Source organism: Halobacterium sp. KA-6 (assembly GCF_021029015.1).
GTDB lineage: Archaea > Halobacteriota > Halobacteria > Halobacteriales > Halobacteriaceae > Halobacterium.
Genome location: NZ_JAJJZH010000002.1, coordinates 333971 through 360497, shown reverse-complemented (window position 1 = coordinate 360497; position 26527 = coordinate 333971). Strand labels below are relative to the sequence as shown.

Annotated in this window: 29 protein-coding genes, 1 tRNA gene and 1 pseudogene; 15 read left to right on the top strand and 16 right to left on the bottom strand. The window is 67.3% G+C overall.

What is annotated here, in order from left to right:
* Positions 1 to 130: 130 nt before the first annotated feature.
* Positions 131 to 205, bottom strand: a tRNA-Arg gene (locus LPA46_RS06915).
* Between the two features lie 102 nt (positions 206 to 307).
* Here LPA46_RS06915 and LPA46_RS06910 point away from each other — a divergent pair.
* Both LPA46_RS06910 and LPA46_RS06905 read left to right on the top strand, forming a co-directional pair.
* The gene (locus LPA46_RS06910; protein WP_230889818.1) at positions 308 to 883 is read left to right on the top strand and encodes an AAA family ATPase; all 576 of its coding nucleotides are present in this window, start codon (positions 308 to 310) and stop codon (positions 881 to 883) included.
* Positions 880 to 1311 (top strand): RNA-binding domain-containing protein, encoded by a 432-nt coding sequence (locus LPA46_RS06905; protein WP_230889819.1) that lies wholly within the window; start codon positions 880 to 882, stop codon positions 1309 to 1311. The genes LPA46_RS06910 and LPA46_RS06905 overlap by 4 nt, the downstream gene beginning before the upstream one ends.
* A gap of 1 nt (position 1312) precedes the next feature.
* Here the strand turns inward: LPA46_RS06905 and LPA46_RS06900 are convergent, their stop codons facing one another.
* The 3 genes from LPA46_RS06900 to LPA46_RS06890 are packed head-to-tail and all read right to left on the bottom strand — an operon-like array spanning position 1313 to position 3448.
* Positions 1313 to 2266, bottom strand: a complete 954-nt coding sequence (locus LPA46_RS06900) for a hypothetical protein (protein WP_230889820.1) — start codon at positions 2264 to 2266, stop codon at positions 1313 to 1315.
* Positions 2267 to 2311: 45 nt separating this feature from the next.
* The gene (locus tag LPA46_RS06895) at positions 2312 to 2869 is read right to left on the bottom strand and encodes a magnesium transporter (RefSeq protein WP_230889821.1); all 558 of its coding nucleotides are present in this window, start codon (positions 2867 to 2869) and stop codon (positions 2312 to 2314) included.
* On the bottom strand, positions 2870 to 3448 hold the full coding sequence (locus LPA46_RS06890) for a magnesium transporter (RefSeq protein WP_230891933.1): 579 nt from the start codon (positions 3446 to 3448) through the stop codon (positions 2870 to 2872). It lies immediately after the preceding gene.
* Positions 3449 to 3526: 78 nt separating this feature from the next.
* Here LPA46_RS06890 and LPA46_RS06885 point away from each other — a divergent pair, with 78 nt between their 5' ends.
* A complete protein-coding gene (locus LPA46_RS06885; RefSeq protein WP_230891932.1) occupies positions 3527 to 4102 on the top strand; it encodes an NUDIX domain-containing protein in 576 nt (191 codons plus the stop codon).
* On the opposite strand, the gene LPA46_RS06880 is transcribed toward LPA46_RS06885, so the two are convergent.
* Together LPA46_RS06880 and LPA46_RS06875 are read right to left on the bottom strand one after the other, a co-directional pair.
* A complete protein-coding gene (locus LPA46_RS06880; RefSeq protein ID WP_230891931.1) occupies positions 4094 to 5020 on the bottom strand; it encodes a hypothetical protein in 927 nt (308 codons plus the stop codon). The genes LPA46_RS06885 and LPA46_RS06880 overlap by 9 nt on opposite strands.
* A 48-nt stretch (positions 5021 to 5068) precedes the next feature.
* On the bottom strand, positions 5069 to 6457 hold the full coding sequence (locus LPA46_RS06875; protein ID WP_230891930.1) for a signal recognition particle protein Srp54: 1389 nt from the start codon (positions 6455 to 6457) through the stop codon (positions 5069 to 5071).
* A 244-nt stretch (positions 6458 to 6701) separates the two neighbouring features.
* Here LPA46_RS06875 and LPA46_RS06870 point away from each other — a divergent pair, with 244 nt between their 5' ends.
* Entirely contained in the window at positions 6702 to 7130 is a 429-nt protein-coding gene (locus LPA46_RS06870) for a hypothetical protein (protein ID WP_230888293.1), read from the top strand.
* Here LPA46_RS06870 and LPA46_RS06865 read toward each other — a convergent pair.
* From LPA46_RS06865 to thpR, 7 genes are all read right to left on the bottom strand, one after another.
* Positions 7127 to 8770, bottom strand: a complete 1644-nt coding sequence (locus LPA46_RS06865) for an aldehyde ferredoxin oxidoreductase family protein (RefSeq protein ID WP_230888292.1) — start codon at positions 8768 to 8770, stop codon at positions 7127 to 7129. The two genes, LPA46_RS06870 and LPA46_RS06865, sit on opposite strands and share 4 nt — an antisense overlap.
* A 42-nt stretch (positions 8771 to 8812) precedes the next feature.
* Complete coding sequence (gene ftsY, locus LPA46_RS06860) at positions 8813 to 9904, bottom strand: signal recognition particle-docking protein FtsY (RefSeq protein ID WP_230888291.1); 1092 nt, start codon at positions 9902 to 9904, stop codon at positions 8813 to 8815.
* A 4-nt stretch (positions 9905 to 9908) separates the two neighbouring features.
* On the bottom strand, positions 9909 to 10367 hold the full coding sequence (gene pfdA, locus LPA46_RS06855; protein ID WP_230888290.1) for a prefoldin subunit alpha: 459 nt from the start codon (positions 10365 to 10367) through the stop codon (positions 9909 to 9911).
* Between the two features lie 136 nt (positions 10368 to 10503).
* A complete protein-coding gene (locus LPA46_RS06850; protein ID WP_230888289.1) occupies positions 10504 to 11169 on the bottom strand; it encodes a translation initiation factor IF-6 in 666 nt (221 codons plus the stop codon).
* A gap of 4 nt (positions 11170 to 11173) precedes the next feature.
* Positions 11174 to 11452 carry a 50S ribosomal protein L31e gene (locus tag LPA46_RS06845; protein ID WP_230891929.1) on the bottom strand — a complete coding sequence of 93 codons (279 nt, stop codon included), beginning with the start codon at positions 11450 to 11452 and terminating at the stop codon, positions 11174 to 11176.
* A complete protein-coding gene (locus LPA46_RS06840; protein ID WP_059057931.1) occupies positions 11452 to 11604 on the bottom strand; it encodes a 50S ribosomal protein L39e in 153 nt (50 codons plus the stop codon). Before LPA46_RS06840 ends, LPA46_RS06845 begins: the two co-directional genes overlap by 1 nt.
* A 65-nt stretch (positions 11605 to 11669) precedes the next feature.
* Positions 11670 to 12227 (bottom strand): RNA 2',3'-cyclic phosphodiesterase, encoded by a 558-nt coding sequence (gene thpR, locus LPA46_RS06835; RefSeq protein WP_230891928.1) that lies wholly within the window; start codon positions 12225 to 12227, stop codon positions 11670 to 11672.
* 54 nt (positions 12228 to 12281) lie between these two features.
* Here thpR and LPA46_RS06830 point away from each other — a divergent pair, with 54 nt between their 5' ends.
* From LPA46_RS06830 to sufU, 4 genes are all read left to right on the top strand, one after another.
* On the top strand, positions 12282 to 13043 hold the full coding sequence (locus LPA46_RS06830; protein WP_230891927.1) for a tetratricopeptide repeat protein: 762 nt from the start codon (positions 12282 to 12284) through the stop codon (positions 13041 to 13043).
* Positions 13043 to 13333, top strand: a complete 291-nt coding sequence (locus tag LPA46_RS06825; protein WP_230888285.1) for a DUF424 domain-containing protein — start codon at positions 13043 to 13045, stop codon at positions 13331 to 13333. Before LPA46_RS06830 ends, LPA46_RS06825 begins: the two co-directional genes overlap by 1 nt.
* Before the next feature lie 82 nt (positions 13334 to 13415).
* On the top strand, positions 13416 to 14660 hold the full coding sequence (locus LPA46_RS06820) for an aminotransferase class V-fold PLP-dependent enzyme (protein WP_230888284.1): 1245 nt from the start codon (positions 13416 to 13418) through the stop codon (positions 14658 to 14660).
* 326 nt (positions 14661 to 14986) lie between these two features.
* Positions 14987 to 15412 carry a Fe-S cluster assembly sulfur transfer protein SufU gene (gene sufU, locus LPA46_RS06815; RefSeq protein WP_230888283.1) on the top strand — a complete coding sequence of 142 codons (426 nt, stop codon included), beginning with the start codon at positions 14987 to 14989 and terminating at the stop codon, positions 15410 to 15412.
* Between the two features lie 289 nt (positions 15413 to 15701).
* Here sufU and LPA46_RS06810 read toward each other — a convergent pair whose 3' ends face one another.
* On the bottom strand, positions 15702 to 15878 hold the full coding sequence (locus LPA46_RS06810; RefSeq protein ID WP_230888282.1) for a DUF7470 family protein: 177 nt from the start codon (positions 15876 to 15878) through the stop codon (positions 15702 to 15704).
* A gap of 106 nt (positions 15879 to 15984) precedes the next feature.
* Here LPA46_RS06810 and eif1A point away from each other — a divergent pair, with 106 nt between their 5' ends.
* The 7 genes and pseudogenes from eif1A (at position 15985) to LPA46_RS06775 (ending at position 23114) form a co-directional block, all read left to right on the top strand.
* On the top strand, positions 15985 to 16272 hold the full coding sequence (gene eif1A / locus LPA46_RS06805; protein WP_230888281.1) for a translation initiation factor eIF-1A: 288 nt from the start codon (positions 15985 to 15987) through the stop codon (positions 16270 to 16272).
* Between the two features lie 10 nt (positions 16273 to 16282).
* Positions 16283 to 17167, top strand: coding sequence for a serine/threonine-protein kinase Rio1 (gene rio1, locus LPA46_RS06800; protein WP_230892069.1), 885 nt, complete (start codon positions 16283 to 16285; stop codon positions 17165 to 17167).
* 200 nt (positions 17168 to 17367) lie between these two features.
* Positions 17368 to 18503: pseudogene (locus tag LPA46_RS06795) on the top strand (tryptophan--tRNA ligase).
* Positions 18504 to 18552: 49 nt separating this feature from the next.
* Positions 18553 to 19362: an ArsR/SmtB family transcription factor gene (locus LPA46_RS06790; protein WP_230891926.1), complete on the top strand. Its 810-nt coding sequence runs from the start codon at positions 18553 to 18555 to the stop codon at positions 19360 to 19362.
* 58 nt (positions 19363 to 19420) lie between these two features.
* On the top strand, positions 19421 to 19972 hold the full coding sequence (locus LPA46_RS06785; protein WP_230888278.1) for a KH domain-containing protein: 552 nt from the start codon (positions 19421 to 19423) through the stop codon (positions 19970 to 19972).
* A 213-nt stretch (positions 19973 to 20185) separates the two neighbouring features.
* Positions 20186 to 21865 (top strand): thermosome subunit alpha, encoded by a 1680-nt coding sequence (gene thsA / locus LPA46_RS06780; protein WP_442903360.1) that lies wholly within the window; start codon positions 20186 to 20188, stop codon positions 21863 to 21865.
* A 262-nt stretch (positions 21866 to 22127) separates the two neighbouring features.
* Positions 22128 to 23114, top strand: a complete 987-nt coding sequence (locus LPA46_RS06775; RefSeq protein ID WP_230888277.1) for an ornithine cyclodeaminase family protein — start codon at positions 22128 to 22130, stop codon at positions 23112 to 23114.
* A gap of 159 nt (positions 23115 to 23273) precedes the next feature.
* On the opposite strand, the gene LPA46_RS06770 is transcribed toward LPA46_RS06775, so the two are convergent.
* Positions 23274 to 23462, bottom strand: a complete 189-nt coding sequence (locus LPA46_RS06770) for a DUF7535 family protein (protein ID WP_230888276.1) — start codon at positions 23460 to 23462, stop codon at positions 23274 to 23276.
* A 50-nt stretch (positions 23463 to 23512) separates the two neighbouring features.
* Positions 23513 to 26362 (bottom strand): leucine--tRNA ligase, encoded by a 2850-nt coding sequence (gene leuS / locus LPA46_RS06765; RefSeq protein ID WP_230891925.1) that lies wholly within the window; start codon positions 26360 to 26362, stop codon positions 23513 to 23515.
* Between the last annotated feature and the right edge of the window lie 165 nt (positions 26363 to 26527).

Below are 26527 nucleotides of genomic sequence, written 5' to 3'. Positions count from 1 at the left end.
CGTGAGAGCGCATCCGAAGTTGAAAACGGTAGACGAGCACGGAGGGATTCGAACCGATGCGAGACTCACTTCGTTCGTCTCGCAGGGTTACGAATTTCGTCAAGCCGGTTCGCTCTCGACGGTCACTACACGGGCACGGAGGGATTCGAACCCCCGGCATTTCGGTTAGAAGCCGAATGCTCTGTCCGAACTGAGCTACGTGCCCTGCCGGAAGGTACAGGCGACGCGAGTAAAAACCGACGGGTTGGCGTCGACGGCGGGTACCGAGTCGAAGCACACAGGTACGGTCGGCTGCTACGTCGGTGTAATGAGAGTTATCGGTACCGTGGGGATGCCGGGCAGCGGCAAGAGCGAGGCCGCTGCCGTCGCCGAGGAGCTCGGCGTGCCCGTCGTCATCATGGGCGACGTCATCCGGCAGGAGTGCCGGGACCGCGGCCTCGACCCGGCGGAACACCACGGACGCATCGCACAGAAACTCCGTGAGGAGGGCGGCCCGGGCGCTATCGCCGAGCGCTCGCTGCCCATCATCCGCGACCACCTCGAGGACAACGACGTGGTGCTCGTGGACGGCATCCGGTCGGGCGTGGAGGTCGAGCAGTTCCGCGAGGCGTTCGACGGCGCGTTCACGCTCGTGGAAGTGTACGCGCCCTACGACCTGCGCCGCGAGCGCATCGAGGGGCGCGGCCGCCCCGGTGACGTCGAGGGCGAGACGCTCGCGGAGCGCGAGGAGCGCGAGCGCGGGTTCGGGATGGACGAAGCCATCGAAGCCGCCGACGTTCGTGTGGAGAACACGGGGAGCCTCGAGGAGTTCCACGAGCGCGTCACCGAACTCCTCACGGAGGAGGTCGACGACCCGCCGGCAGCGGAGGTGGAGGAGTCGTGAGCGACGACCAGGGCGTCCTCTACAGCGTGGACGTGGAACTGTCCGCGCCGGTCAAGCCGACGGAGGTCACGGACCGCGTCGTCGAGACGATTACCGGACTGTTTCCGACGGCGGACGTCGAAACGCACGGCGACCGCGTCACGGCGGAGTGCCACGACGTCGAGACGTTCCGCGAGCAGTTGTTCGAGCAGCGCATCCTCGACACCGCACGCAAGGAGTTTCTGCGAAATCAGACGGACAGCGGCTTCAGTTTCGACCTGAAGAAGCAGGCGGCGTATGTCGGGAAGGTGAACTTCTCGGTGGGCAGCCCGGACGAACTCGGCGACCTCCACGTCGAGGTCACGGTGAACGAGCCCGACGTGGAATCGTTCATCGCGTACCTCGCGCCGCGGACCGAGGACGGCAAACCCGTCGAAGCCGACGAGTAGCCTACGCGAGCAGGACGGCGATTGCGACCGCGATGAAGACGACTTTTGTGGCGACGTTGACGGCGATGACTTTCGACCCGAAGCGCGCCCCCCAGATGCCGTACTGGAACGGAATCGAGCGCTTGAACGTCGAGACGGCGAACGAGACGACGCCGCCGACGAGCATCGTCGCGACGGCCTCCCGGGCGGTGAACGTCCCGGGGACTTGTGGCGCGATGAAGATGGCGCCAGTCGTCGTATCCACGGCGAACGTAGCGATAGCGGGCACGCTCGCGGAGGGCAGTCCGATAAGGTCGGTCAGCGGCGCAGCGGCGGCTGTGTACTCCGTGACGTCGTAGGCCATCGTGAGGTAGACGACGGCCGTGTAGACGATTGCGAGCCGTGGCACGATGCTGAACAGCTTCGCTCTGGTCTTCGCGAGCGCGCCCCGGACGGCCTCGCCGCGGGTCTGGTCGTCGTCGCCGGGGAGGTCGACGTCCGCGTCGGTGGCGGGCGCGACGTTGCGCTCCGTGAGGAAGAGCGCGCCCGCGAGCACGCCGACGAGCGTGATGGCGAGGCTGACGCCCGCACGCGCGCCGACGTACGTGAGCCCGACCTCTAGCCCGAGAATCGGAATCAGGACGGGCGCGTAGAACGTGAAGATGTGCTGGACGAATCCGAAGAACGTGTTTATCGTCACCGCAATCAGGGTGGCGCGGTCGTCGAGCACGCCGGCGTCCCGGTACTCCTTGAGCATGCCGTAGCCGGCGGTCGGCGACGCGGTGGTCGCGAGGATGGCCGTCCCGACCTCGTCCGGGAGGTTCGCGGGGCCGGTGAGCGGCTTCGCGAACCGGGCGACGTACTGCACCGCGCCGAACGCGACCGCGAGGTTGGCGAGCGTGAGGCCCACCGCGATGGCGACCGAGACCGCCGCTACGCGGGGGAGGACGTCCGCGAGGAGCGCCACGAGTTGCACGTCCGAGGATTCGCACGCGGGCGAATTACCGGTGTCGGTCTCCCACTACACGACGGCGCCGACGACCAGCAGGAAGACGACGACGCCGAGCACGTCGCAGGTCGTGGTGACGACCGGGACGACGACGTCGTCGGGGTCGAGTTGGAGTTGGAAGGCGGCGTAGGTCGCGGTGGTCGCGATGGCGACGGCGACGACGGCGAGCAGGAGGCCGGACGCGGCCGCGATGAAGACGACCGTCCCGAGTGCGAGCGAGACGTCGCCGAGCGCGTACCGGGCGAGCCACGCGCCCGCGCCGACCGCGGGAAACAGCGTGACGGCGAGCGCGAACGTCGCGGCTGCGTTCCCCGCGAGCGCGTCGTCAGTCGGGTCGAACGCGAGGGTGCCGAGGTGGAACGCCGTCGACAGCCGGCTGGCGAGCACGCTCCCGAGGTTGCCCGCGACCGCGATGATGCCGGGGACGAGCGTCAGCAGCGACGGGTACTGCGTGAGGACGGCGCGGCTGCCGTCCAGCACGAGCCCGCCCCAGAGTTCGACGACGGTGAGCACGGCCAGGAGCGGGAACGTCGCCGCGACGATGCCACGGACGCTCCACTCCTCGGTCACTCAGACCACCCCGGCGGCGATAGCGAGCCGTGCACCCGCGAGCATCGTCGCGATGCCGATGACGTCGCCGGTTGTGGTGACGACGGGGCCGGCGAGCGCGTCCGGGTTGAGGCCGCGGCGGAAGCCGACGAACACCGTGACGATGACGACGAGCGTGAGCCCCGCGCCCGAAAGCACGCCGGCGACGAGCGCGACGACGAGCAGCGCGGACAGCGGCGCGACGGGGAGGTCGAGCGCGACCCGGATGCCGTAGCCGGCGGCGGCGGCGACCGCGGAGATGACGACGCCGTTGAGCATCGCGGCAGCGACTGCCGAGCGCACGCGCTCATCCGGCACGCCGAGGTCGGGTTCGACGAGCCCCTGGTGGAGCCCGGTCGCGAGTCGCGCGCCCAGCGACCCGTAGACGCTCCCGCGGGTCGCCAAGAGTGCGGGAACGATGGTGAGCAGACCGGGGACGACGGTAAGTTCGCGTTCCATCCCGCCGAGCACGACCCCGGAGAAGACGCTCGCGACGGCGGACAGCACGAGGATGCCGAACGCCTCGCGGTAGGCGTCCTCGGCGACCGCGCGAATGGTCATGGCCGAGTGCACGCGTCCGCCCGGGAAAAAACCCGCCGGCGGGCGTGGCTTTTTGCGGAATGCGCACGAAATACTACTGTGAGCGAGGACCCCGAGACGGTCGCCGCGCGGCTCCGCGAGCGTGCCCGCCGCCTCCGCGAGCAGGCAGTCGCCGAATACGCCGACGACCCCCTGATGCTGGACCCGCAGCCAATCGACCCGCCGCCGCACGCCACCGAGGACGCGTTTCCCGAGTCCGTCGAGGAACAGCTCGACCGGCTGCCGGGCGTCGGCGGCCTCGTCGTCGTCGACGAGGGGCGCGTGCTCGGCGTCAGGCAGGGCTACCGGGACGGCTGGACGAACCCGGGCGGCGCGCAGGACCCCGGCGAGTCGCTCGCCGAGACCGCGGTCCGGGAGACCCGCGAGGAGACGAACATCGAGGCCGAGGTGACGGGCGTGCTGTACGCGCGGGACTTCGCCATCGACTACGGCGGCCCCGAGCGAGTCCACGTGCCGCTGGTCGTGTTCACGGGACGGCGCGTCGGCGGTAGCCGGGCCGCGCCGCTCGTGCGCGTCTCCTCGGGCGAACCCGAAATCGAGGATGTCCGCTGGTTCGACGCCGAGAGCCTCCCCGAGGACTTCCGGGACCGCGAGCGGATTCTGGAGTTACTGTAGGTCGACGCTGTCCGTCCGCAGGAGGTAGACGAGCGCGCCCGCGCCGCCGAACACGGCCGCGCCGGCGAGCCACAGCGTCCGCTTGGGCTGGTCGGAGCCGTGGCGGTCCGAGCGCGCGTCGAGGTAGACGCCGACCGGAGCGAGCGCCCACGCGTGCACGAAGATAGTCGCGCCGACGGGGAACGTGAGGTCGAACGCTGCGAGCGCGAGCCCTACCGCGAACGCGACGACCGTCCCCGCGAGGAGGTCGCACCAGACCTCCGCGGCGTCGTCGGGCGTGTTGAGCGCGACTGCCTTCCGCGAGAGGTACGCCGCGGCGACGGCGACGTTCAACATGGGGACGACGCCCCCAGCGGCCCACGGGAGTGGGCGCGGCGACCACGTCGTGTCGTGCGTTCGCCACGCGTCGTAGCCCAGCGAGAGCGCGAGCACGACGATTGCGAGCGTCACGAGTGGCGTCGCTGCCCACCGGTACGTCGTCCACGCGAGGAAGAAGCCAAGCAAGCCAGAGAGCGCGCCGGCGACGATGGCGACCTCCGCCAGCGAGTGCGTACGCTCGCTCGTGGGCACCGTCCGCTCGCGGAGTGCCTGTGTTCTCTCGACGTCCACGCGGTACGCGCCGTCCCGCGACTCGAGGGCGACGCGTTCTCCATCGAGCGCGCCCGGATTGCCGGCCGGCTCGCCGACCGCGTCCAGCACGCGCGCCAGCCGACTGCCGGTGTGGCCGCCGCTCGGCCACGCCTCGAAGACGCGAACGATCTCGGGGGCGTCCTCGGACTCGCCCTCGCGCTCGACGACGAGTTCGAGCGCGTGGCTGGCGTCCACGTCGAACGGGTACCCGTCGGGCACCTCGTCGACCGGCACGCGCGTCACTCGCCGGACGCGGGCGTGCTGTGGGGACTGTTGTCGTGCCGGCATTCACGCCGAGGTACGCGCCCCACGGCAAAACAGTACTGGTCGGCAGCCTCAGAACATGCCGCCGAAGCCGCCGCCTCCACCGCCACCGCCGCCCTGCTGCATCTGCTTCATCATGCGCTGCATGTCGCCGTCGCCCATCCCCTGGAACTGCTTCATCGTCTGGGCCATCATCTTGTGCTGGTCGAGCAGTTCGCGGATGGTCTCCTCGCTCTGCCCGGAACCCTTCGCGATGCGGCGGACCTGCGAGGCGCCGATGGAGCGGGGGTTCTCCAGTTCGTCCTCGGTCATCGAGTCCATGATGACGCTGAAGTTCCGCATGCGCTCCTGGGTGACGTCCATCGCGTCGTCCGGGAGCTGGTCCATCATGCCGCCGCCCATCCCCGGAATCATGTCCATCACCTGGTCGAGGGGGCCCATGTTGTCCATGGCCTCCATCTGCTTGCGCATGTCCTTGAGGGTGAACTCCCCTTTCATCAGGTCCTCGGGGTCCCAGTCGTCGTCCTCCTCGAGCCCCGTCTCCTCCATCGCGCGCTCGACGCGCTCGGTGAGCTGCTTGAGGTCGCCCATCCCGAGCAGCCGCGAGATGAAACTGTCCGGCTCGAAGCGCTCGATGTCCTGGACGGTCTCCCCGCTCCCGAGGAACGCGATGGTCGACCCCGTCTCGTCGACGGCTGTCAGCGCACCGCCACCTTTCGCCGTCCCGTCGAGTTTCGTGATGGCGACGCCGTCGATGCCGATGGAGTCGTCGAACTCCCGGGCCTGGTCTTTCGCGCCCTGGCCGATTGCGGCGTCGAGCACGAGCAGGCTGCGGTCGGGTTCGACCGTCGACTCGATGTCCTCGATTTCGCTGATGAGGTCGTCTTCGAGCGCGTGGCGACCCGCCGTGTCCACGATGTGGACGTCGGCGTCCTCGGTGGCTTCGAGGCCGTCCCGTGCGATTTTCACGGGGTCGTCCTCGTCGGGGTCGCCGTAGAACGCGACCTCCGCGCGCTCGGCCATCTGCTCGGCCTGGTCGTACGCGCCCGGACGGAACGTGTCCGTCTGGATGATTGCGGGGCGCAGCCCCTTCTTCGAGAACCACCACGCCATCTTCGCCGCGGTCGTGGTCTTCCCCGACCCCTGCAGGCCGGCCAGCAGGATGGTCTGGTTTTCGAGCGGAATCTCGGTGGAGTCGCCGACGAGGTCGACGAGTTCCTCGTAGACGATGCGGAGGACGTGGTCGCGGGCGGACGTGCCGCCCGGCGGCTCCTCCTCGAGGGCGCGTTCTTCGATGGAGTCGGACAGCTCCATCACGAGGCTCACGTCGACGTCGGCTTGGAGAAGCGAGCGCTGAATCTCCTTGACGATTTCGTCGACGTCCTCCTCGGAGATGCGGGACTTCCCACGGAGCTTGTCGAGTGTCCCCCGCAGGGAACTCCCGAGGTCGTCGAGTACCATTATTACTGTCCGATAGGTGGTGGGCCCGTAAGAGCCTTTTTCTGGAAAGCGTGGCGCGCCACGTTAAGACGAACGGTGAGCGATAGCGAGCCGTGAGTCGCGCGCCACCAGATGGCGAGCGGGGAACGGAGTGACCCGCGAGCAGCGTGGTGCTCTCCGCCGAAGCGACCAGCGTCGGCGAGCGACGTAGCACGCGAGCCACACAGTCGGTACGTTCAACCGCACGCCCGCCCTACGTCGGGTCGTGCCTACGTACGCAACGAGAGCGCTCGTCTCCGTGCTCTGTGAACTCGCGGCGGACGCCGACCCGGACAGCATCTCGGTGCGGCTCGCCGCGACGCGCGCGGGCGACCTCCAGCCGACGGACGGACAGATCGGGCTGGACCCGGAGACGCGCGTGCTCTCGGAGTTCTACTTCCCGGACGCGGGCAGTTCGCTGTCCGGCGTCTTCGGGATGGACCTCGCGGCGCCGACCGGCCAGACGGCGGGGCGGTTCGTCTCCCATCCGGACGGCGACCCGACAGTTTCGGTTACCGACGACCTCCACGCGACCGTGCTGGTGGCGGTGCCGCCGTGGGACATCGAAGACGTGCGCGCGTACGACCGCGACGACGAGCGCCTCGACCTCGTCCTCGTGGACGCGGAGACGCCAGACCCCGAAGCGCCGATTTAGGGGACGACTTGTTCCGGGACCGTGCCGTCGTCGTTCCAGCCGCGGCGCTCGTAGTACTCGTCGATGGCGGCCGCCAGCCCCGGCAGGTCGAACGGGAGGCGGTCGTCGCCGCGGTCGAAGCCGCGCTCGTTGTTGAAGTGGCGCTCTAGGGTGACGATGCGAGCGCCCACGTTCCGTAATTCCTCCATCGAGGCGTCGAGCAGTGCCTCGTACTGCTCGTCGGTGACGTTGCCGCCGGAGAACGTACACGCGATGGCGGCGTCCTCGAGCGCGCGCTCGTTCTCGCGCTGGACGACTAGTTCGGGTTTCCCGTCGAGCGTGTCCTCGGGGACGTCGCCGTACTCGTCGGAGAGCACGGACGCGTAGAGGTGGTCGGCGCCGCGATTCGCGACCGCGTACGAGAGCCCCTGGCCGTGGAGAACGCGGCCGTCGTGGCCGGGGAACCCGAGGTTCTTGACCGTCCAGTCGCGGACGCCGAATTCGTCGGCCGCCGCGCTCACGCCCTCCGCGAGCACGTCACCGACGCCCTCGCGGTACGCGATTTTCGTGACGAGGTCGTGGACGTGGTCGGCGTCCCCGAACGCGTCCTCGCTGGCAAGGTACGCCGCGATAGCGTCCCCGCAGGAGATGACGTCCAGGCCGAGCGCGTCACACAGGTCGTTGGACTGCATCACGTCGACGAGGTCGCCGACGCCGACGTTCGCGCCCAGCGAGAACGTCGCCTCGTACTCCGGGCCCTCCGTTTCGATTCCCGTCTCCTCGTCGCGGGTCGGGAGCTTGCACGCGAACACGCAGTCCGAACACGTCGCCTTCTCGTACTTCTTCGCCTCGACCGCGTCGCCGTTCAGTTCGTCCGCGCCCTCAAAGGACTGCTCACTGAAGTACCGCGTCGGCAGCGAGTACTCGTCGTTGAGGAGGTTGACCGTGCTCGGCGTGCCCTGCGTGCGCTTGGGGTCGTCGCTGGTCGCGGCCGCCTCGTCGATGGCCGACAGCGCGCCCTCGGGGACATCGAGCGTGGGTTCGCTGTCGCCGTCGAAAGACACGCACTTCACGCCCTTCGCGCCGAGGACGGCACCGAGGCCGCCGCGGCCGAACGCGCGGTGGTCGTAGGTCATCACGGACGCGAAGCGCACGCCGTGCTCGCCCGCCGGGCCGACGGTCGCGAGGTGCGCCGCGTCGAGGTCGTGGGCCTCGGCCATGCGTCGCGAGACTGCGGGCACGAGTGCGTCGGCGAGTTCAGGCACGTCCTCGAACTCGACGCCATCGTCGGTGACGTGGACGGCGACGAGGTCGTCACTCGCACCACGGAGTTCGACCGCGGCGTAGCCGGTACTCGCGAGGTTTCGGGAGAGATAACCGCCCGCGTTCGAGGAGAGCAAGCCACCAGTGAGCGGGCTAACGCCCGTCAGGTTCGTACGGCCGGCGAAGCTCGTGGTCGTCGTCTGGAGCGGACCTACTGCGAAGAACAGTCGATTCTCGGGGCCGAGCGGGTCGGCGTCGAACGGGATGCGCTCGTGCGCGAGCCGCGTCGCGACGCCGCGACCGCCGACGTACTGCTCGGTGACGTCGCTGACGTCTTCGGTCCACGCCTCCCGGTCGTCGAGGTTCACGACCAGCAGCGGTCCGGGGAGATGTCGCATACCCGCGGCTGCGGGTGGCGTCCGGAAATGGCTGCTGGCGGGTCAGTCCGCGAGCAGGTCGTCGACGAGCGCCTCCGGGTCGAACTTCTGGAGGTCGTCGTACCCCTGCCCGGTGCCGAGGAACAGAATCGGCTTCCCCGTCACGTGCGACACCGAGATGGCGGCGCCGCCCTGGCTGTCCGCGTCGGCCATCGTCAGAATCGTGCCGTCGATGCTCGCGGCGTCGTCGAATTCGCGAGCGCGGTTGACGGCGTCCTGGCCCGCGACTGCCTCGTCGACGAACACCGTGTAGTCGGGGTCGACGACGCGGTCGAGTTTCGCGAGCTGGTCCATCAGCCCGCTTGACGTGTGCAGTCGGCCGGCCGTGTCGCCGAGCACGACGTCGACGTCGTTGGCCTCGGCGTACTCGACGGCGTCGTACACGACCGCGGTCGGGTCGCCGCCCTGCTCGTGGCTGATGAGCTTCACGCCGAGGTTGTCGGCGTGCTCCTGCAACTGTTCGTTCGCGCCGGCGCGGTACGTGTCGCCGTTCGCCAGCACGACCGAGTAGCCCTGGTCTTCGAGTCGTCGCGCGAGCTTCGCGATAGTCGTCGTCTTCCCGACGCCGTTGACGCCCGTGAACACGACCGTCACCGGCTTCTCCGCGTCGGCGATGGCTTCCTCGAAGTCGAAGCCGTTCACGTCGATGACCGACAGCAGCGCGTCGCGGAGCGCGTCCTCCACGAGCGCGCCGGTGCTCTCCGTGAATTTGCGCTCCTCGCCGACGAGGTCCGCGCGAATCTGGTCGAGGATCTCCTCGGCGACGCTCATCTCCACGTCGCTCTCCAGCAACGCGAGTTCGAGTTCGCGCAGCGGGCCGTCGAGGTCCTCCTCGTCGATGACGACGCGCCCGCGCGCCAGCGACGACGCCTTGCTCACGAACCCGCCGCTAGAACTCTCGGACTCCTCGGCTTCCGCCTCGGGTTCGGCTGCTTCGCCCTCGACGTCGGCGGCCTCTGCGTCGGCCTCCGCGACGTCCGCCTCGGATTCGGCTCCGGCGGCCTCGTCGCTGTCGAGTTCTTCTGCGTTCTCCTCCGCGACCTCCTCGGCGTCCTCGCGGAAGTTCGAGAGTTTGTCCTTCAGCCCGTCGAACATGCCCTTATTCGCCGTCCTGCTGCTGGGCCTGCATCTGCTGCTGCATCATCTGCTGCTGGGCCTGCTGTGCCTGCTGTTCGAGGGCGGACTGCTCCTCCTCGACTTCGGCGATTTCGGAGCGAACGTCCTCGATGCGCTCGTCAAGCGCTTCGCGCTTCTCGTCGAGCACGTCGGCCGCGTCGTCGGCGTCCTGCTCTGCCGCGTAACCGCCGCCAAGGCTGACGACGACCTCGTCCATGTCCTGCACTTCGGCGCGAACGTACGCGTCGCCGCCGAGCGGGACCTGCACGGTCGAACCGGTTTCGAGGACGTCGAGCGCTTCCTGCGCCTCGTCGACCTCGATTTTCTCCTCTTCGAGGGCCTCGACTTCTTCTTCGAGCTCCTCTTTCTCCTCTTCGAGGGCCTGAATTTCCTGTGAAAGCTGCTGAAGCTGCTGTTGACCGCCGCCGCCTCCAAGACTCATACCCAAAATTCGGGGAGCGAGCGGGAAGTATCTTCCTACTCGGGAACTCGGCGACGGCGTGTGAGACGCCCGCCCTCGCAGGCGACAGCGCTCGTGACGGAGATAGAGAACCGGGAAAACGAAGTCGAGAGGATCGTCAGTCGATGAAGCCGAGCGCGTCGTCGATGCGCCCGAGTTCGGGGCCGGTAGTGTCCTCGCCGACGACGTAGCCGTTGTCGTTGGCGACGAGCCCGGAGCCGACCAGCGGCGCGCCGTAATTCACGGTCCCGATGTCCGCGGGGACGCCGAGGGCGTCCTCGATTGCGTCGAGTTCCTCGTCCGTGGACTTCGGGTGGCAGAGCACGCCGTCATTCGTCGCGACGGCGGCGGTGCCGACCGTGTTCACGCCTGCGAGTCGGCCACGGGTCACGGGCACGTCGAGGGCGTCCTCGACAGCCTGAACGGCCTCCCGTGAGAGTTCCGAGTGGACGTACGCGCCCGTGTCGTTCGCCACGACGACGTTGCCGGCGGCGTTCACGCGTCCGGGGAGTTCGCCGACGGAGACGTCGGCGGCGTCCTCAATGCGGTCGCGTTCGCGCTGCCGGATGCGGCTGCTCGCCAGCAGGCCATTGGAGTTGCCCGCGACTAGCGAGCCGACCGTCGACGAGCCGCCGACGTTCGTCGGAACGGCGGGGACGCCGAGTTCCTCGGCGAGTTCGTCGGTCAGTTCCTCGGAGATGTCCGGCCGGACGACGACGCAGTCGTTGGTCGCGCGGGCGAAGACGCCGACGTACGGGGACCCGAGGAAGGCAGCGCGTAACAAGTTCTTACTCTTCGTATTCGGCTTCGACGACGGTCTCGCCGTCCTCGACGAAGCGCGCGGCGTGCACGCGGACCTTCCGCGGCGGGTTCTTCTGGCCTTCCGACCAGACGGCCTCGTTGATGGAGGGGTCCAGACGGACCTCGTCCTCGTCGACCGCGAAGTGCTTCGCGAGGTGTTCGCGGATGATGGTCATCGCCTGTCCGGCCTGCTCGTGTTGGGGCACCTTCGTCACGTCGCGCAGTGGGACAGTGACGATGCGCTCCTCGAAGTCGCTGGCGGACATTATTCGTCGGTGTCGTTACGCCGCCAGTTGCGGCGCTTCGGGTTACGCTGGACGTCCCGGTTCGTCTTCATCATGACCCACGCGGGCACGCGGCTGTTCTGGCGTTCGAGTTTCGCCAGTCGCTTCTTCTGCGCCTTCGATTTCTTGCCCATAGTGGTCGTCGCTACCACCGCCGTCGTTAAAACCTTGTTCTTCTGAAGCCGCGTCAGCGCCGCCGCTAGAGGTCGACGGCGTGGACAGTCTCGTATTCGGGGCCCTCGTGGGTGAGCACGCTCTCCGTGAGCCGGACCTCGGAGACGCGCATCGTCCCGACTTCGGGGTGGCGGTCGCGCACGAGGTCCTGGACGAGTTCCTTCCCGCCGGCGTGTTTCATCCGCGCGAGCGTGACGTGGGGCGTGAAGTCGTGTTCCTCAGCCTCGAAGCCGTGCTCCTCGACGAACTCCATCTCAATGGCCTCGTGCAACCGCGCGAGTTCGGCGCTGCCGTCGCCGACGCCGAGCCACACCACGGAGATGTAGTCGAGACTCGGGAACACGCCGAGGCCGCCGAGTTCCGCGTCGAACGGCTCGACGCCGCTCTCGTCGACCGCGCGCCCCAGGGCAGCCGCGAGTTCGTCCACGCGGGCGTCCTCGACCTCGCCGAGGAACTTCATCGTGACGTGGGTCTGGCTGGGGCCCACGAAGTCCAGGCCCTCGGCGTCGGCGAATTCGGCTTGCAGGTCCGCTACGTCGTCGGCGAGCCGGTCGGGGAGGTCGACGCTGACGAACAGCCGCATACCGGCCGTTCTCGGTGCGTTGCCCTTAACCTCCCGGCCGCGCTAGACGCGTGTATGACTGACCGAGAGGAGCCCGAGCCGCCCGAGGCACCCGACGACCACGAGTTCTCCGAGGGGCAGGGCTTCGACGAGCCCTACGATGGGTTCGACCTCGACCCGCCGGAGCTCTCCGTCGACGACCCGTCCAGCGTCGACCCCGTCGACAGCCGCGTCGTCAGCGACTCCCTGGACGAGCGCGTCGTCCAGAACGACGACGTCGACGCCGACGAACTCATCGACGTCGGCCTCAGCTACCTCGGCATCAACCGCCACGAGCAGGCCGCCGACGCCTTCGAGCGCGCCGCACGCTTCACCGACGACGAGGACATCGAGCAGGAGGCGTGGGTGAACAAGGGCATCGCGCACGGCCAGATGGAAGAGTGGGACGAGGCCGTCGGCGCCCACCGCGAAGCACTCTTCGTCGCCGAGGACGGCGACTTCGAGGCGGAAGCCCACACGAACCTCGCGTACGCGCTCTGGGAGTTCAGCGAGGACGAACAAGCCTACGAGCACGCCGAGGAGGCCGTCCGGAAGAACGACCGCCTCCCGCAGGCGTGGTACAACCTCGGCTTCATCGAGAACGAGCGCAGCCGCCACGAGCAGGCCCTCGACGCGCTGAACAACGCCGTCCGGCTGGGCTTCCAGCAGGCCGACGTCTACGAGGAGAAGCAGCGCGCCCTCGAAGCGCTCGGTCGTGACGAGGAAGCCCAGAAGGTCGCCGAGCAAGCCGAAGACATCCGGGAGGCCCAAGAGCGGGACCTCGTCGAGCGCGAGTGATGATACTCAGCGAACGACAGACCGACCGCGGCCTCCTCGTCACCGCCTGCGACCCGGACGTCCTCGGGGAGACGTTCGCCAACGGTGACACGGAGTTCACCGTGAACGAGGAGTTCTACGGCGGCGAAACCGTCGACCCGGACGCCGTCCGCGAGTCGCTGGCCCGCGCGAACGTCGCGAACCTCGTCGGCGTCGACGTCGTCGACCTCGCCATCGAGGAGGGCCACGTCGAGGAAGCGAACGTGCTCGACCTCGACGGCACCGTGCACGCGCAGTTCATGCGTCTCTAATCCCTGTTTTCGGGCGTCAGCGATACCGGCAGCGCTCCCGGCACCGAAGAACAATAGTGTCCGCGCCTCTTATCCGACTGTAATGGAAGCCACCGAGCAGGACCCCCTCGACGTCGACGCCATCCGGGCCGACTTCCCCATCCTCGACCGGGAGGTCAGCGACGGCCAGCGGCTCGTCTACCTCGACAACGCGGCGACGACGCAGACGCCCGAGCAGGTCGTCGACGTCTTCTCGGACTACTACCGCGGGTACAACGCGAACGTCCACCGCGGCATCCACCAGCTCAGTCAGGAAGCCTCCATCGCGTACGAGGAGGCCCACGACCGCCTCGCCGACTTCGTCGGCGCGGACGGCCGCGAGGAGATGATTTTCACGAAGAACACCACCGAGTCCATCAACCTCGTGGCGTACGCGTGGGGGCTCAACGAGCTCTCGGAGGGCGACGCGGTCGTGCTCTCCGAGATGGAGCACCACTCGTCGTTCGTGACGTGGCGCGAAATCGCGAAGAAGGTTGGCGCCGAAGTCCGCTACATCCGCGTCGACGAGAACGGCTACCTCGACATGGACCACGCCGCGGAACTCATCGACGAGGACGTTGAGATGGTCTCCGTGGTGCACGCCTCGAACGTCCTCGGCACCGTCAACCCGATGCGCGAACTCGCGGACCTCGCCCACGAGCAGGACGCGCTCATCCTCGGTGACGGCGCGCAATCCGTCCCGAACCGCCCCGTCGACGTGAAGGAACTCGACGTCGACTTCTACGTCTTTTCCGGGCACAAGATGGCGGGGCCGACCGGCATCGGCGGGCTCTATGGCAAGCAGGAGATTCTGGAGGATATGGAGCCGTTCCTCTACGGCGGCGACATGATTCGGCGCGTCTCCTTCGAGGACACCACGTGGAACGACCTGCCGTGGAAGTACGAGGCCGGCACGCCGCTCATCGCGCAGGGCATCGCGCTCGCGGAAGCCGCCGACTATCTTGACGACGTCGGCATGGAAGCCATCCAGGCCCACGAGGAACGCATCACCGAGTACGCTTACGAGCGCCTCGACGAATTCGACGACGTGGAAATCTACGGCCCCCCCGCGGACGACCGTGGCGCCGTCGTCGCGTTCAACGTCGACGGCATCCACGCCCACGACCTCGCCTCGATTCTGAACGACCACGGCGTCGCCATCCGCGCCGGCGACCACTGCACGCAGCCGCTCCACCAGAAACTCGACATCGCTGCGTCCGTGCGCGCCTCGTTCTACCTCTACAACACGAAAGAAGAAGTCGACGCGCTCGTCGACTCGCTGGACGCCGCGCGGGAGATTTTCAACTAGCGCACGCACTTTTTGCTGCGCTCGGCGCGCCTCACTTGCAAAACTTGCGGAGAAAGCACTCCTCCTTCGGTCCGCTTCGCGCTCACGGCGACGCCGTTCGCGCATTTCGAGGCGCGTAGTGCCTCGCGCCCCTCAGTCGTCGGCCAGCGAGCCTCCGGCTCGCGGTGAACCCCTTCGTCCTCGTTCGTTTCACTCACGAGGGGCAAGCAGACCGGAGGTCTCCTCAGTTTCGGATCCTTCGGACCGCTCACTCGCGGATGCTAACTCTCTCTGGTGTGTCGTTCCGCGGAACGTTTTTACGGCGTTCTGCCCTACAAACGCTCAATATGAGTATGGGCTCGGACATGTACCGGCAGCAGATTCTCGACCACTACCGCAACCCCCGGAACCACGGCGAGCTCGGCGACGCGACGTTCTCCCACGACGGCTACAACCCCTCGTGTGGCGACGAACTGGAGTTCGACGTGAAGCTCGAAGACGACGGGGAGACGATCGAGCGCGTGGCGTTCCGCGGCGACGGCTGCGCCATCAGTCAGGCCTCCGCGAGCATGCTCACGCAGAAGCTCCCGGGGATGACCCTCGACGAAGTGAAAGACCTCGACACCGACGACGTCCTCGACATGCTCGGTGTCGAAGTGACGCCGATGCGCGTGAAGTGCGCGGTGCTCTCCGAGAAGGTCGTGCAGGACGGCGCGAAAATCTACGAGGGTGAAGCCGACGTCGACGAGACGACCACCGAAGACGACGAGTAACGCTCGCTGCTCACCGATACTTTCACTTCTCTGCCTCTCTGTCGTCCCGCGAAAACAGCGACTTCTCTCGTTCTGCCATCCAACCGCCGTTGCGAGCATTCGCGGTGCGAGCAGTCTGACAGACCCGAGCACCGCGATTCATCGAGCGACCAGAGAGGGACGACGGAGCCGCCCCTCGGGCCTGTGGCGACTCACAGGTCGCCTGCAGACGACGGGGGCGAGGAGTGTTTTGCCGCAAGTTCTTGCCAGGGAGGGCGCCTCTGACGTTCTCCCTGGCAAAAATTGGGTTCTAGAACCCGAACATCCCCATGACGGACTTGGCGGCGCGACGCACGACGAGTGCGAGGCCGAGCAGGACGAGGACGAGACCAGCGGCGACGATGGGGGCGTTCCACGCGACGACGCCGATGCCGGCGAGAATCAGCAGGACGCCGAACAGCCCGGAGAGGCCGAGTTTGTCGAGCATGTGCGGGACGAGCGCCACCACGAGGGTAAGCGTACTGGTCCCGCGTGGGGTTGTGTACACCCCGAATTGTACAGGGTTTAAACCGCTCGCTGTCCTATTCGCGCCCATGAGCGACGACGAAGGTGGACGCACGAACCTTCGGATGCCCGAGGACGACGAGGTGTTCGCGGAAGTCACAGACATGCTCGGCGCGAACCGCGTCCGGGTTCGTTGCGCGGACGGGGAGGAGCGGACTGCCCGCATCCCCGGCCGGATGCAGAAGCGCATCTGGATTCGGGAAGGCGACGTCGTGCTCGTTGAGCCGTGGGATTGGCAGGACGAGAAGGCCGACGTCGTGTGGCGATACGAGAAATCGGAGGCGGACCAACTACGTGAAGAAGGACACATCAAATAATGGGTCGGCGGTGACCGACGGGTTCGGTCTCGCCGAGGACACCGAGGGAGCGTCCGGCGACGAGTTCGAGGAAATCGACGTCTCGGACACGGAGGCGGACCGTATCGCGCGCAGACAGGACCGGGAGTTCGCGGAGTTCCGGAAGCGCCTGAAGGACAACGAGCGGTTCAAGCTCGACGACGGCGCGTTCGACGACGCGACGTACGCGGCCATCTACAAGCTCGTCGAGGACGGCTACGTGGGCGCGTTCGGCGGCCCGATTTCGACCGGGAAGGAGGCCAACGTCTACGAGGCGCTCGACCACGATGGCGGCGACGTCGCGGTCAAAGTCTACCGCATCAACGCGTCGAATTTCAAGCAGATGCGGGGCTACCTCGAGGGCGACCCGCGCTTCGAGGGGATTCGCGGCGACAAGAAGGCCGTCGTGTTGTCGTGGACGCGCAAGGAGTTCGCGAACCTCCAGCGCGCCCGCGAGGCCGGCGTACGCGTCCCCGAACCCATCGCGGTCCAGCGAAACGTGCTCGTGATGGAACTCATCGGGCAGGAGGGCGACGCCGCGCCGACGCTGAACGACGTCGACGTCGACAACCCCGAGACGGCCTACGAGGTCGTCCGCGAGTACATCCGCCGGCTGTACGACGCGGGCCTCGTGCACGGCGACCTCTCGGAGTACAACCTCGTGGTGTACGACGGCGAACTCGTCGTCATCGACGTCGGGCAGGCGGTCACCATCCACCACAACAAACACGACGAGTTCCTGCAGCGGGACTGCCGGAATATCGCGAATTTCTTCGCGCGGCAGGGCGCGGACGTCGACCCCGAGTCGCTGTACGACTACGTCGTCGAGAACGCGTCGCCGCGGTCGGACGAGGAGACCGAGCGCCCCGACGAGTAACCGACCGCAATCATTTTTACTGGTCTTCGACTACCGCCGCGTATGCAGTCCGCTCCCACTGGCTGGCGCTGGCGTGCTCCGGGAGCGGACAGTCTCGCCGCCGCGGCCTGACGGGCGTCACCCGGTCGGGTCGGGCGCGTGGCTCCCTCGCTTCTCTCGCGCATCGCTTCGCCGAGCACCTGCCACACCCACTACACAGCATGCCAGCCGACTCCGTCACACCGTACAGCGTCGCGGGCGTTCTCGACTACGAGAAACTGCTCGCCCAGTTCGGCGCGGACGCACTGACCGACGACCAACGCCGCCGCTTCCCCGACCACCCGCTCGTGCGCCGCGGCTCGTTCTACGCAGGCCGCGACGTGGACGCCTTCCTCGATTCGGACGACCAGTCAATCGTCACGGGCATCGGGCCGTCCGGGCCGATGCACCTCGGGCACGCGATGGTGTTCTACTTCGCCAAACGCCTCCAGGACGAATTCGGCGCGCGCGTCTACGTGCCCGTCTCCGACGACGAGAAGTACTGGTTCAAGGACCAGACCGCCGCGGAGACCACCGACTATCTGGAATCCAACCTCCGGGACCTGCTCGCGGTCGGCCTCGACCCCGCGTTGACCAGAATCGTCGTCGACACGGAGGACGCCGACGTGGTCTACCCGCTGGCGAGGCGTTCGGTCGGGACATCACGCATTCGACGCTCGAAGCCGTCTACGGGACCCCCGAGAACGTCGGGCAGGGGTTCTACCCGGCCGTGCAGACCGCGCACCTGCTGCTCCCGCAGCTCGTTCACGGTGCGCACGAGACGCTCGTCCCCATCGCCGTCGACCAGGATCCGCACGTCCGCGTGAGCCGGGACGTCGCCGCGAAAGCGCGCTACCCCGCGAACAAGCCGGGCGCGCTGCTGCTGCAGTTCCTACCGTCGCTTGGTGGCCCCGGAAAGATGAGTAGTTCCGAGGGCGTCGCGATTCGGCTCACGGATGACGGCGAGACAGTCCGACGGAAAGTCTGCGAGAACGCCTACACGGGCGGCTGCGCGAGCGTCGAGGAGCACCGCGAGCACGGCGGCGACCCCGAGGTCGACGTCCCGTTCCAGTACATCGCGGCGTTCTTCGAGCGCGACGACCGCGAAGTCGCGCGCATCGAGCGGGACTACCGGAACGGCGACCTGCTCTCTGGCGAACTGAAGGAATTCGCCGCCGACCGCATCGTCGACTTCCTGGAGGGGCACCAGCGCCGCCGGGCCGCGCTCGGTGACGTGCGCGAGGAACTCGCTGCCTACCGGCTCACTCAGGACGAACGCGACCGTGCGCGAGCCGCGGTCGGCTTCCAGCGCGAGTAGTTCCCACACCGGCATAACGCTGAAGCCGGTTCGGTGTCGTCGTCCCTACATGAGCGGCGACGCAGAGGCCGCGTTCGGCGCGGTCGCGGACGAACTCCGCATTCGCATCCTCCGTGCGCTGTGGGAGGCCGACGACCCGCTGTCGTTCTCCGAGCTCCGCGAGCGCGTCGACGTCCGGGACTCCGGGCGGTTCAACTACCACCTCGGGAAGCTCCGCGGCCGGTTCGTCGAGCAGACCGACGACGGCTACGACCTCCGGTTCGCGGGAAGCCGGCTCGTCGGCGCGCTGTACTCGGGCGTGTTCACGGAGGAGGCGTCCGTCGGACCGGTGCCAGTCGAGGGCACGTGTACGAGCTGCGGCGGGGCCCTCGAAGCGAGCTACGAGGACGAACGCGGGCGCGTCGACTGCACTGACTGTGACGTGGCGCTGCTGTCGGGCGGCGTTCCGCCGGCGTTCGTGGACGACCGCGAGGACGATCTCGCGACCGCCCTTGACGGCTACTTCCGGACGATGCTGCGGGAGGTCAGAGCGGGCTTCTGCACGCAGTGCAGCGGCCCGGTCGTCGGCCGCCTCAAACACGACCCCGACCACGGGCCGCGAGCGGTCTTCGAGTGCGAGCGGTGCGGCGGCACATTCCGCGGGACCGCGGCCGCCGTCGCGCTCGACCACGCGGCAGTCGTCGCGTTCTACTTCGAGCACGGCCTCGACGTGCGGACCGTCCCCATCTGGGAGGTCGACTGGCTCCACGACGCGACGTACGAGAACGACACCGCCCACGTGACCGTCGAACTCGACGGCGACGAACTCGACCTCGTCGTCGACGAGTCGCTGGCCGTCAGCACGCCGGAGCGGGCGTGAACCGGTCACAAGACGGGAGAGAAGGCTTTTACGCGCCCGTCCAGTATTCTGGTGTATCATGAAACACGTGAAGATTCCGCAGGACCGCATCGGCGCGCTCATCGGCGAGGGAGGTGAGACGCTGCGCCGCATCGAGCAGGCCGCTGAGGTTCGCCTCGACGTCGACTCCGAGGACGGGTCGGTCGCCATCGAGCGGACCGGCGACCCCGTTCGCGGGATGCAGGCGCCCGAAATCGTCCGCGCAATCGGCCGCGGGTTCGACCCGGACGCCGCGCTCAGCCTGCTGGACGACGACATGCGGATGTTCGAGACCGTCGACATCGAACGCGCCGCCCGCAACGACAACGACCTCCGCCGCAAGAAGGGCCGACTCATCGGCGAGAACGGCCGCACGCGCGAACTGATGGAGGAACTCACCGGCGCGAACGTCGTCATCTACGGGTCGACGTTCGGCGTCATCGGCCAGCCCAACGAGGTCGACGTCGCCCGGTCGGCCGCCGAGATGCTGCTCGACGGGGCACCCCACGGCTCCGTCTACTCGTTCCTTGAGCGCAAGCGCGCCGAGGAGCTCAAACAGCAGGGCATGGAGTACCACGAGTTCTCCGGCTGAGGCGGCACACTCAGGATTTTCTGCTACCTTCTCGTTCTCTGTGCTCGCCGAGCGCGAGCGCCGTCTCCCGACGAGAAAACCCGATTTAAGCATAAATACCCCGTCGTGAATTTTCGAATTTGGCGTTGACTGGCGTCTCAGCGCGTCTCCCCGGGTGTGTTACTCCCTTTCGCACAATATTTAAATAGAATCGCATTCAATCAAACAGTGACTATGGCGCAGCAGATGGGTAATCAGCCGCTTATCGTACTTTCGGAGGATAGCCAGCGCACCTCCGGAGAGGACGCACAGTCGATGAACATCACCGCCGGGAAAGCCGTCTCCGAGGCCGTACGTACCACACTCGGCCCCAAAGGGATGGACAAGATGCTCGTGGACTCCACGGGTGAAGTCGTCGTCACGAACGACGGCGTCACCATCCTCAAGGAGATGGACATCGAGCACCCGGCGGCCAACATGATCGTCGAGGTCGCCGAGACGCAGGAGACCGAGGTCGGCGACGGCACCACCTCCGCCGTCGTCGTCTCCGGCGAACTCCTCTCCGAGGCCGAGGACCTCCTCGAACAGGACATCCACGCGACCACGCTCGCGCAGGGTTACCGACAGGCCGCCGAGCAGGCTCGCACGTTCCTCGAGGAGAAGGCCGTCGACATCTCCCCGGACGACACCGAGGAACTCGAGAAGCTCGCCGCGACCTCGATGACCGGTAAGGGCGCGGAGAACGCCAAGGACGTCCTCTCGGGTCTCGTCGTGCGCGCCGTCCAGTCGGTCGCCGACGACGGCAGCGTCGACACGGACAACATCAAAGTCGAGAAGGTCACCGGCGGCGCCATCGAGAACTCCGAACTCATCGAGGGCGTCATCGTGGACAAGGAGCGCGTCAACGAGAACATGCCCTTCGGCGTCGAGGACGCCAACATCGCGCTCGTCGACGACGGCCTCGAAGTCAAGGAGACCGAAATCGACACCGAGGTCAACGTCACCGACCCCGACCAGCTCCAGCAGTTCCTCGACCAGGAAGAGGAGCAGCTCAAGGAGATGGTCGACGCGCTCGCGGCCGCCGGTACCAACGTCGTCTTCGTGGACGGCGGCATCGACGACATGGCCCAGCACTATCTCGCGGAGGAAGGCATCCTCGCCGTCCGCCGCGTGAAATCCGACGACTTCACCCGTCTGTCCCGCGCCACCGGCGCGACGCCCGTCTCGAACGTCACGGACATCGAAGCCGACGACCTCGGTGAAGCCGGCAGCGTCGCCCAGAAGGACATCGGCGGCGACGAACGCATCTTCGTCGAGGACGTCGAAGAGGCGAAGTCCGTCACGCTCATCCTCCGCGGCGGCACCGCGCACGTCGTCGACGAAGTCGAGCGCGCCATCGACGACTCGCTCGGCGTCGTTCGCGTCACGCTCGAGGACGGCAAGGTGCTGCCCGGTGGCGGCGCCCCCGAAACCGAGCTCGCGATGCAGCTCCGCCAGTTCGCTGACTCCGTCGGTGGGCGCGAACAGCTCGCCGTCGAAGCGTTCGCGGACGCCCTCGAAGTCATCCCGCGCACCCTCGCCGAGAACGCGGGCCACGACCCCATCGACTCCCTCGTGGACCTCCGCAGCCAGCACGACGCCGGCAACTCCGCGGCCGGCCTCGACGCCTACACCGGCGAAGTCATCGACATGGACGCCGAAGGTGTCGTCGAGCCGCTCCGCGTGAAGACCCAGGCCATCGAATCCGCCACCGAAGCGGCGACGATGATTCTCCGCATCGACGACGTCATCGCCGCGGGCGACCTCGCTGGCGGTCAGGTCGGCGGCGACGAAGGCGGCGACGAAGGCCCGCCCGCCGGCGGCCCCGGCGGCATGGGCGGCGGTATGGGCGGCGGCATGGGCGGGATGATGTAAACCCACTTTTTGCTACACTCGGACGGCTTCGCCGTCCTCGTTCGCAAAAACTTGGGAAAAAGCCCCGTCGCCCACTTTCGGTGGGTTCGGCGCCAGCGCGCTTCGCGCGCTGTGAACCGGCGACCTCCGGTCGCCGGATACTCCCGTTCCGCCGCGCTGCACCGCTCGCTCACCGACTCGCGACTTTCTTTCGAAATTACCGGATAGCGGCCGCTGTCGACACAAGGGAGGTTCTAAGTGCGGTGCCTGCAATTTTTGCGGCATGGAGACGCTGCTGCTCAACAAGGAAGACGTCAGCGAGAACGTCCAGATGGCGGACCTGATTCCGGCCGTCGAGGACGCGTTCGCGGCCTACCAGAAGGGCGACGCCCAGATGCCCTCGAAGTCCTACATCGACCTCCCCGAGTACAACGGCGACTTCCGGTCGATGCCCGCGTACCTCGACGCCGGCGACTGGGACGCCGCCGGCATCAAGTGGGTGAACGTCCACCCCGACAACCCCACGCACTACGATCTCCCGACCGTCATGGGGACGATGGTGTACTCGGACCCCGAGAACGCCTACCCGCTCGCCATCATGGACGGCACCGAACTCACGATGCAGCGCACGGGCGCCGCCGCAGCCGTCGCCACCGACTACCTCGCCATCGAGGACGCCACGTCCTTCGGCGTCGTCGGCGCTGGCGTCCAGTCATACACGCAACTGGAAGCCATCGCCACCGTCCGCGACATCGAGGAAGTCGTCGTCAGCGACGTCAACGAGGACGCCGTTCGCGCGTTCGTCGAGCACTTCCAGGACCGCTTCGACGTCCGTGAAGGCTCCATCAGCGACGCCGGCCACTGCGACGTCCTCTCGACGGTCACTCCCGTCGAAGACCCCATCGTCTCCCGCGAGGACGTCGGCGACCACACCCACATCAACGCCATGGGCGCGGACGCCGAGGGCAAACACGAACTCGCCGACGACCTCCTCCTCGACAGCAAACTCGTCATCGACGACCACGACCAGACCACCCACTCCGGCGAAATCAACGTCCCCTACAATACTGGTGTGCTCGGCGACGACGACATCTACGGCGAAGTCGGCGAACTCGTCACCGGCCTCAAGGACGGCCGCACCGCCGATGACGGCATCACCGTCTTCGACTCCACGGGTCTCGCCATCCAGGACGTCGCCGCCGCCCACGTCGCCTACGAACACGCCGAAGAACACGACAACGGCTACGGCTTCGACATGCTCGGCGTCTAAGACGCACTTTTTGCTGCGCTCGGCGCGCTCCGCGCGCCTCACTTCCAAAACCTTGCGGAGAAAGCACTCCTCCCTCCCGATGGTCAGTCGTCGGCCCGCGCTCACTACGTTCGCGCGATGAATCGCGGCACGAGGCCACGAATGCTCGTCCGCGGCTGTTCAGCGTCCCGCAGCGTAGTCCGTGAGCCGCGCGATGACCCAAATGATGACGAGGAACGGCAGTAGCGGCATCAGCAACACGAGTAGGCCGAGCAGCATCGCGTAGCCGACGCTGGTCATCTCGGGATTCCGCCGCACCTCCGCATGTCGCCGGACGCTCCGCGGCGCTTCGTCGTTCTGGTCGCTCATGTGTCGCGGTTCGACGCGCCGCGGAAAAAGCAGTCTGGCCGACAGGCTCGCTACTCGAGTTCGATGGCGGGACGGAACGGCACCGCGCGTGAGGCGCGCTCGGCGTCAGTTTCCGTCTCGGGGACGACGTCGACGTCGGCGTCGAACTGGCGCGCGAGGAAGCCCGCCGCGTTCTCGTAGACGTCCTGCTCGTCGACCTCGTCGAGCGCCGTCAGTTCCTCGGCGGAGCGCTCGCGGACGTCCGCGACGAGGTCCTGCACGAGGTCGTTGACCGCGTCGCCCTTCTCGCGCAGGCTCTCGTGTTGCATCACTTTCCCCATCACCGCGCCGATATCAGTGCCGGTCTCCCGAACCGTCTCGTAGACGGTCTGCTTCCACGGCGCGGGCGTGAACACGGTAATCTGGTCGGGGTCGGTGTCGGTCACGTCGATGACCTCGCGCACGTCGTCGGTCAGCGACTCCACGAGCTGTTCTTCGACCTCCACGCGCTCGGACTCCAATTCGGGGTCGGCCTCCGGCCAGTCGTCCTGGCCGACGGGCTCGCCCGCGAGCTGCTCGTGGAGTTCGTTCGAGAGGAACGGCACGATGGGCGCGAGCAGGCGGAGTCGCGTCCGCAGCACTTCTCGGAGCGTCCACCGCGCGCCGTCGCGGTCGAGGTCCGTGCGCTTGCGGTACCACGTCAGGTGCTCCTCGAAGTGGTAGAACGCCTCCTGGCTGGCGGCGCGCGTCTGGAACTCGTCCATCGCGCCGGTCGCGTCACGAATCGTCGACTGGAGCTTCGACAGCAGCCAGCGGTCGATGCGCTTCAGCTCGACGTCCTCGCGGTCGCCGACGCCCTCCGCGTTCTCGATGACGTCCTGCGCGCGCTCGTAGAAGCGCGCGAGCTGGTCTTTCGTGGTGCCGACTTCGTCGTCGCGCCAGTCGACGTCCTGCCACGGCTCCGCGGAGTTCAACAGCACGAAGCGGACGGTGTCCGCGCCGTACTCCTCGATGGCTTCGGTGGGGAGCACGACGTGCCCCTTCGAGGAGGACATCGCGTCGCCCTCCAGCAACACCATCCCCATCACGGTGATTCCCTCCGGCCACTTCGCCTTCTCGAAGAGGTCGGTGTGGTGGAAGAGGTAGAACGTCAGGTGGTTCGAGATGAGGTCGTTGCCGGAGACACGCTGGTCGACGGGGTACCAGTAGTCCCACTCCTCGCGCAGGTCCAGGGCAGTCTCGTCGGGGTCGTCGACGGCGTCCTCGCCGTAGAACAGCGTGTCGAAGAACTCGCGGTCCATCTCCTCCGGCGGTACGTCCTGGAGCCGGTGGGCGATGGTGTAGTAGGACATGTACACCGTCGAGTCCGACAGCGGCTCGATGACGAAGTCGTCGTCCCACGGCAGGTTCGTGCCGAGCCCGAAGTTCCGGATGCACGGCCACTCGTTGAGCCAGTCGACCGTGTGGTCGAGCTGGTCGCCCGCGCTGTCCGGGCGCGCGTCCAGGTCGCTAATCGCGTCGTGAGCGAGTTCCTTCCAGTCACCGTCGCTGTACGTCAGGAACCACGTGTCCTGCTTGGCGACTTCGACGTCGCCGCCGCAGCGACAGACGACCTCCTCGGAGAACTCGTACATCGAGTCGAACTCGCCGGTCGAGCGGAAGTGCTCGGCCAGCTCGTCGCGGACGTCCTCGACGACGGCGCCCGCGTACTCGTCGTACATGTCCTTCAGTTCGCCCGCGTGGAATTCGCGGTTGTACACCTCCTGCGTGGCCTCCTCGAGCGCGGGGTCGTCACTGGACTCGATACCGTGCTCTTCGACGGCCGCCCGCGCCGGGAACGGGTCGTCGTAGGCGTCCACGTCGATGATGGCCTTCGGCTGGATTTCGTCAACCTCAGCGGGGTCGATGCCGTACTCGCGCATCCGCTCGTCGTCGGCCTTGGCCTCCTGCAGGGCCATCCAGTCGTCCGGCGAGTGCGCCGGCACGGACATCACGATCCCCGTGGCGTTGTCCGCGTCCACGAAGCTCGCGGGCAGCACGAGCACGTCCTCGCCCGTGACGGGGTTGGTGACGCGCTCGCCGACCAGCGCCTCGCCCGTGAACCGGTCGAGAATCTCGACGTCGCGCTGCTGGAGGACGAGTTTCTCCGCGGCCTCGTCGCTGAGGAGCCACGTCTCGCCGTCCACGTTCGCCTCCACGTAGTTCGCGTCCGGGTCGATGTACGCGTTCGTCACGCCACGCACGGTCTCCGGGCGCAGCGTCGCCATCGGCACGACCGTGTCGCCTTTCCGGAATTTGACGAGCGTGTACTCCTGGAACTCCGCCTCCTCACCTTCGAGCAGGTCGTGGGTGGTGACGGGGTTCTCCTCGTCGGTGCAGTACTTCACGGGGTGGAGGCCCTTCTCCAGGCGCCCGTGGTCGCGCAGCGTCTCGTACTGCCACGTGACGAACTTCGAGTAGCGCTCGTCGTTGGTCGTGAATTCCCTCCGCCAGTCGATGCTGAGGCCGAGGGACTTCATGTTCTGCTTGTAGTGGTTCTCGATGAAGTAGCGCGCGAACCCCATCGGCGTCTCCAACTGTTCGAGTTCGGACTCGGGGACGTCGTAGGTGTCCCGCAGCACCGACATCTGCTCTTCCTCGCGCTTCTGGAGGCGGTTGACGGCACCCACGATGGGCGTACCGGTCACGTGCCACGCGATGGGGAACAGGACGTTGTCACCCTGGAGGCGTCGGTAGCGGGCGTAGACGTCTGGCACCGTGTACGTGCGAGCGTGCCCGATGTGCATCCCGCCGGAGGGGTACGGGTACGGGACCGTCACGAACGTCGCGTCCTCGTCGGGGTCGGGGTCGGCGTGGTAGCGGCCGCCGTCCTCCCAGCGGTCCTGCCACTTCCGCTCGACTTCCCGTGGCTCGTAGGTCATATCCGGTGTGACACTCTGCCGGGCCAAAAGCCCTCCCATCGTGACTCTGGGGCCTGTCACTTCCCGGACTCGATTGCCGGTGTCGGCCCACGCAGAACGTCTTTGACGCCCAGGTGTCTCTCGCGAGGTCGTGGGCGAGTTCACCGGTGCCGGGCACGTACACCG

Coding starts and splice junctions, on each gene's coding strand:
- LPA46_RS06910 (WP_230889818.1), top strand. CDS start 308: ATGAGAGTTATCGGTACCGTGGGGATGCCGGGCAGCGGCAAGAGCGAG.
- LPA46_RS06890 (WP_230891933.1), bottom strand. CDS start 3,448: ATGACCATTCGCGCGGTCGCCGAGGACGCCTACCGCGAGGCGTTCGGC.
- LPA46_RS06880 (WP_230891931.1), bottom strand. CDS start 5,020: ATGCCGGCACGACAACAGTCCCCACAGCACGCCCGCGTCCGGCGAGTG.
- LPA46_RS06875 (WP_230891930.1), bottom strand. CDS start 6,457: ATGGTACTCGACGACCTCGGGAGTTCCCTGCGGGGGACACTCGACAAG.
- LPA46_RS06865 (WP_230888292.1), bottom strand. CDS start 8,770: ATGCGACATCTCCCCGGACCGCTGCTGGTCGTGAACCTCGACGACCGG.
- ftsY (WP_230888291.1), bottom strand. CDS start 9,904: ATGTTCGACGGGCTGAAGGACAAACTCTCGAACTTCCGCGAGGACGCC.
- pfdA (WP_230888290.1), bottom strand. CDS start 10,367: ATGAGTCTTGGAGGCGGCGGCGGTCAACAGCAGCTTCAGCAGCTTTCA.
- LPA46_RS06845 (WP_230891929.1), bottom strand. CDS start 11,452: ATGTCCGCCAGCGACTTCGAGGAGCGCATCGTCACTGTCCCACTGCGC.
- LPA46_RS06840 (WP_059057931.1), bottom strand. CDS start 11,604: ATGGGCAAGAAATCGAAGGCGCAGAAGAAGCGACTGGCGAAACTCGAA.
- thpR (WP_230891928.1), bottom strand. CDS start 12,227: ATGCGGCTGTTCGTCAGCGTCGACCTCCCCGACCGGCTCGCCGACGAC.
- LPA46_RS06830 (WP_230891927.1), top strand. CDS start 12,282: ATGACTGACCGAGAGGAGCCCGAGCCGCCCGAGGCACCCGACGACCAC.
- LPA46_RS06825 (WP_230888285.1), top strand. CDS start 13,043: ATGATACTCAGCGAACGACAGACCGACCGCGGCCTCCTCGTCACCGCC.
- LPA46_RS06820 (WP_230888284.1), top strand. CDS start 13,416: ATGGAAGCCACCGAGCAGGACCCCCTCGACGTCGACGCCATCCGGGCC.
- sufU (WP_230888283.1), top strand. CDS start 14,987: ATGAGTATGGGCTCGGACATGTACCGGCAGCAGATTCTCGACCACTAC.
- LPA46_RS06810 (WP_230888282.1), bottom strand. CDS start 15,878: ATGCTCGACAAACTCGGCCTCTCCGGGCTGTTCGGCGTCCTGCTGATT.
- eif1A (WP_230888281.1), top strand. CDS start 15,985: ATGAGCGACGACGAAGGTGGACGCACGAACCTTCGGATGCCCGAGGAC.
- LPA46_RS06790 (WP_230891926.1), top strand. CDS start 18,553: ATGAGCGGCGACGCAGAGGCCGCGTTCGGCGCGGTCGCGGACGAACTC.
- LPA46_RS06785 (WP_230888278.1), top strand. CDS start 19,421: ATGAAACACGTGAAGATTCCGCAGGACCGCATCGGCGCGCTCATCGGC.
- thsA (WP_442903360.1), top strand. CDS start 20,186: ATGGCGCAGCAGATGGGTAATCAGCCGCTTATCGTACTTTCGGAGGAT.
- LPA46_RS06775 (WP_230888277.1), top strand. CDS start 22,128: ATGGAGACGCTGCTGCTCAACAAGGAAGACGTCAGCGAGAACGTCCAG.
- LPA46_RS06770 (WP_230888276.1), bottom strand. CDS start 23,462: ATGAGCGACCAGAACGACGAAGCGCCGCGGAGCGTCCGGCGACATGCG.
- leuS (WP_230891925.1), bottom strand. CDS start 26,362: ATGACCTACGAGCCACGGGAAGTCGAGCGGAAGTGGCAGGACCGCTGG.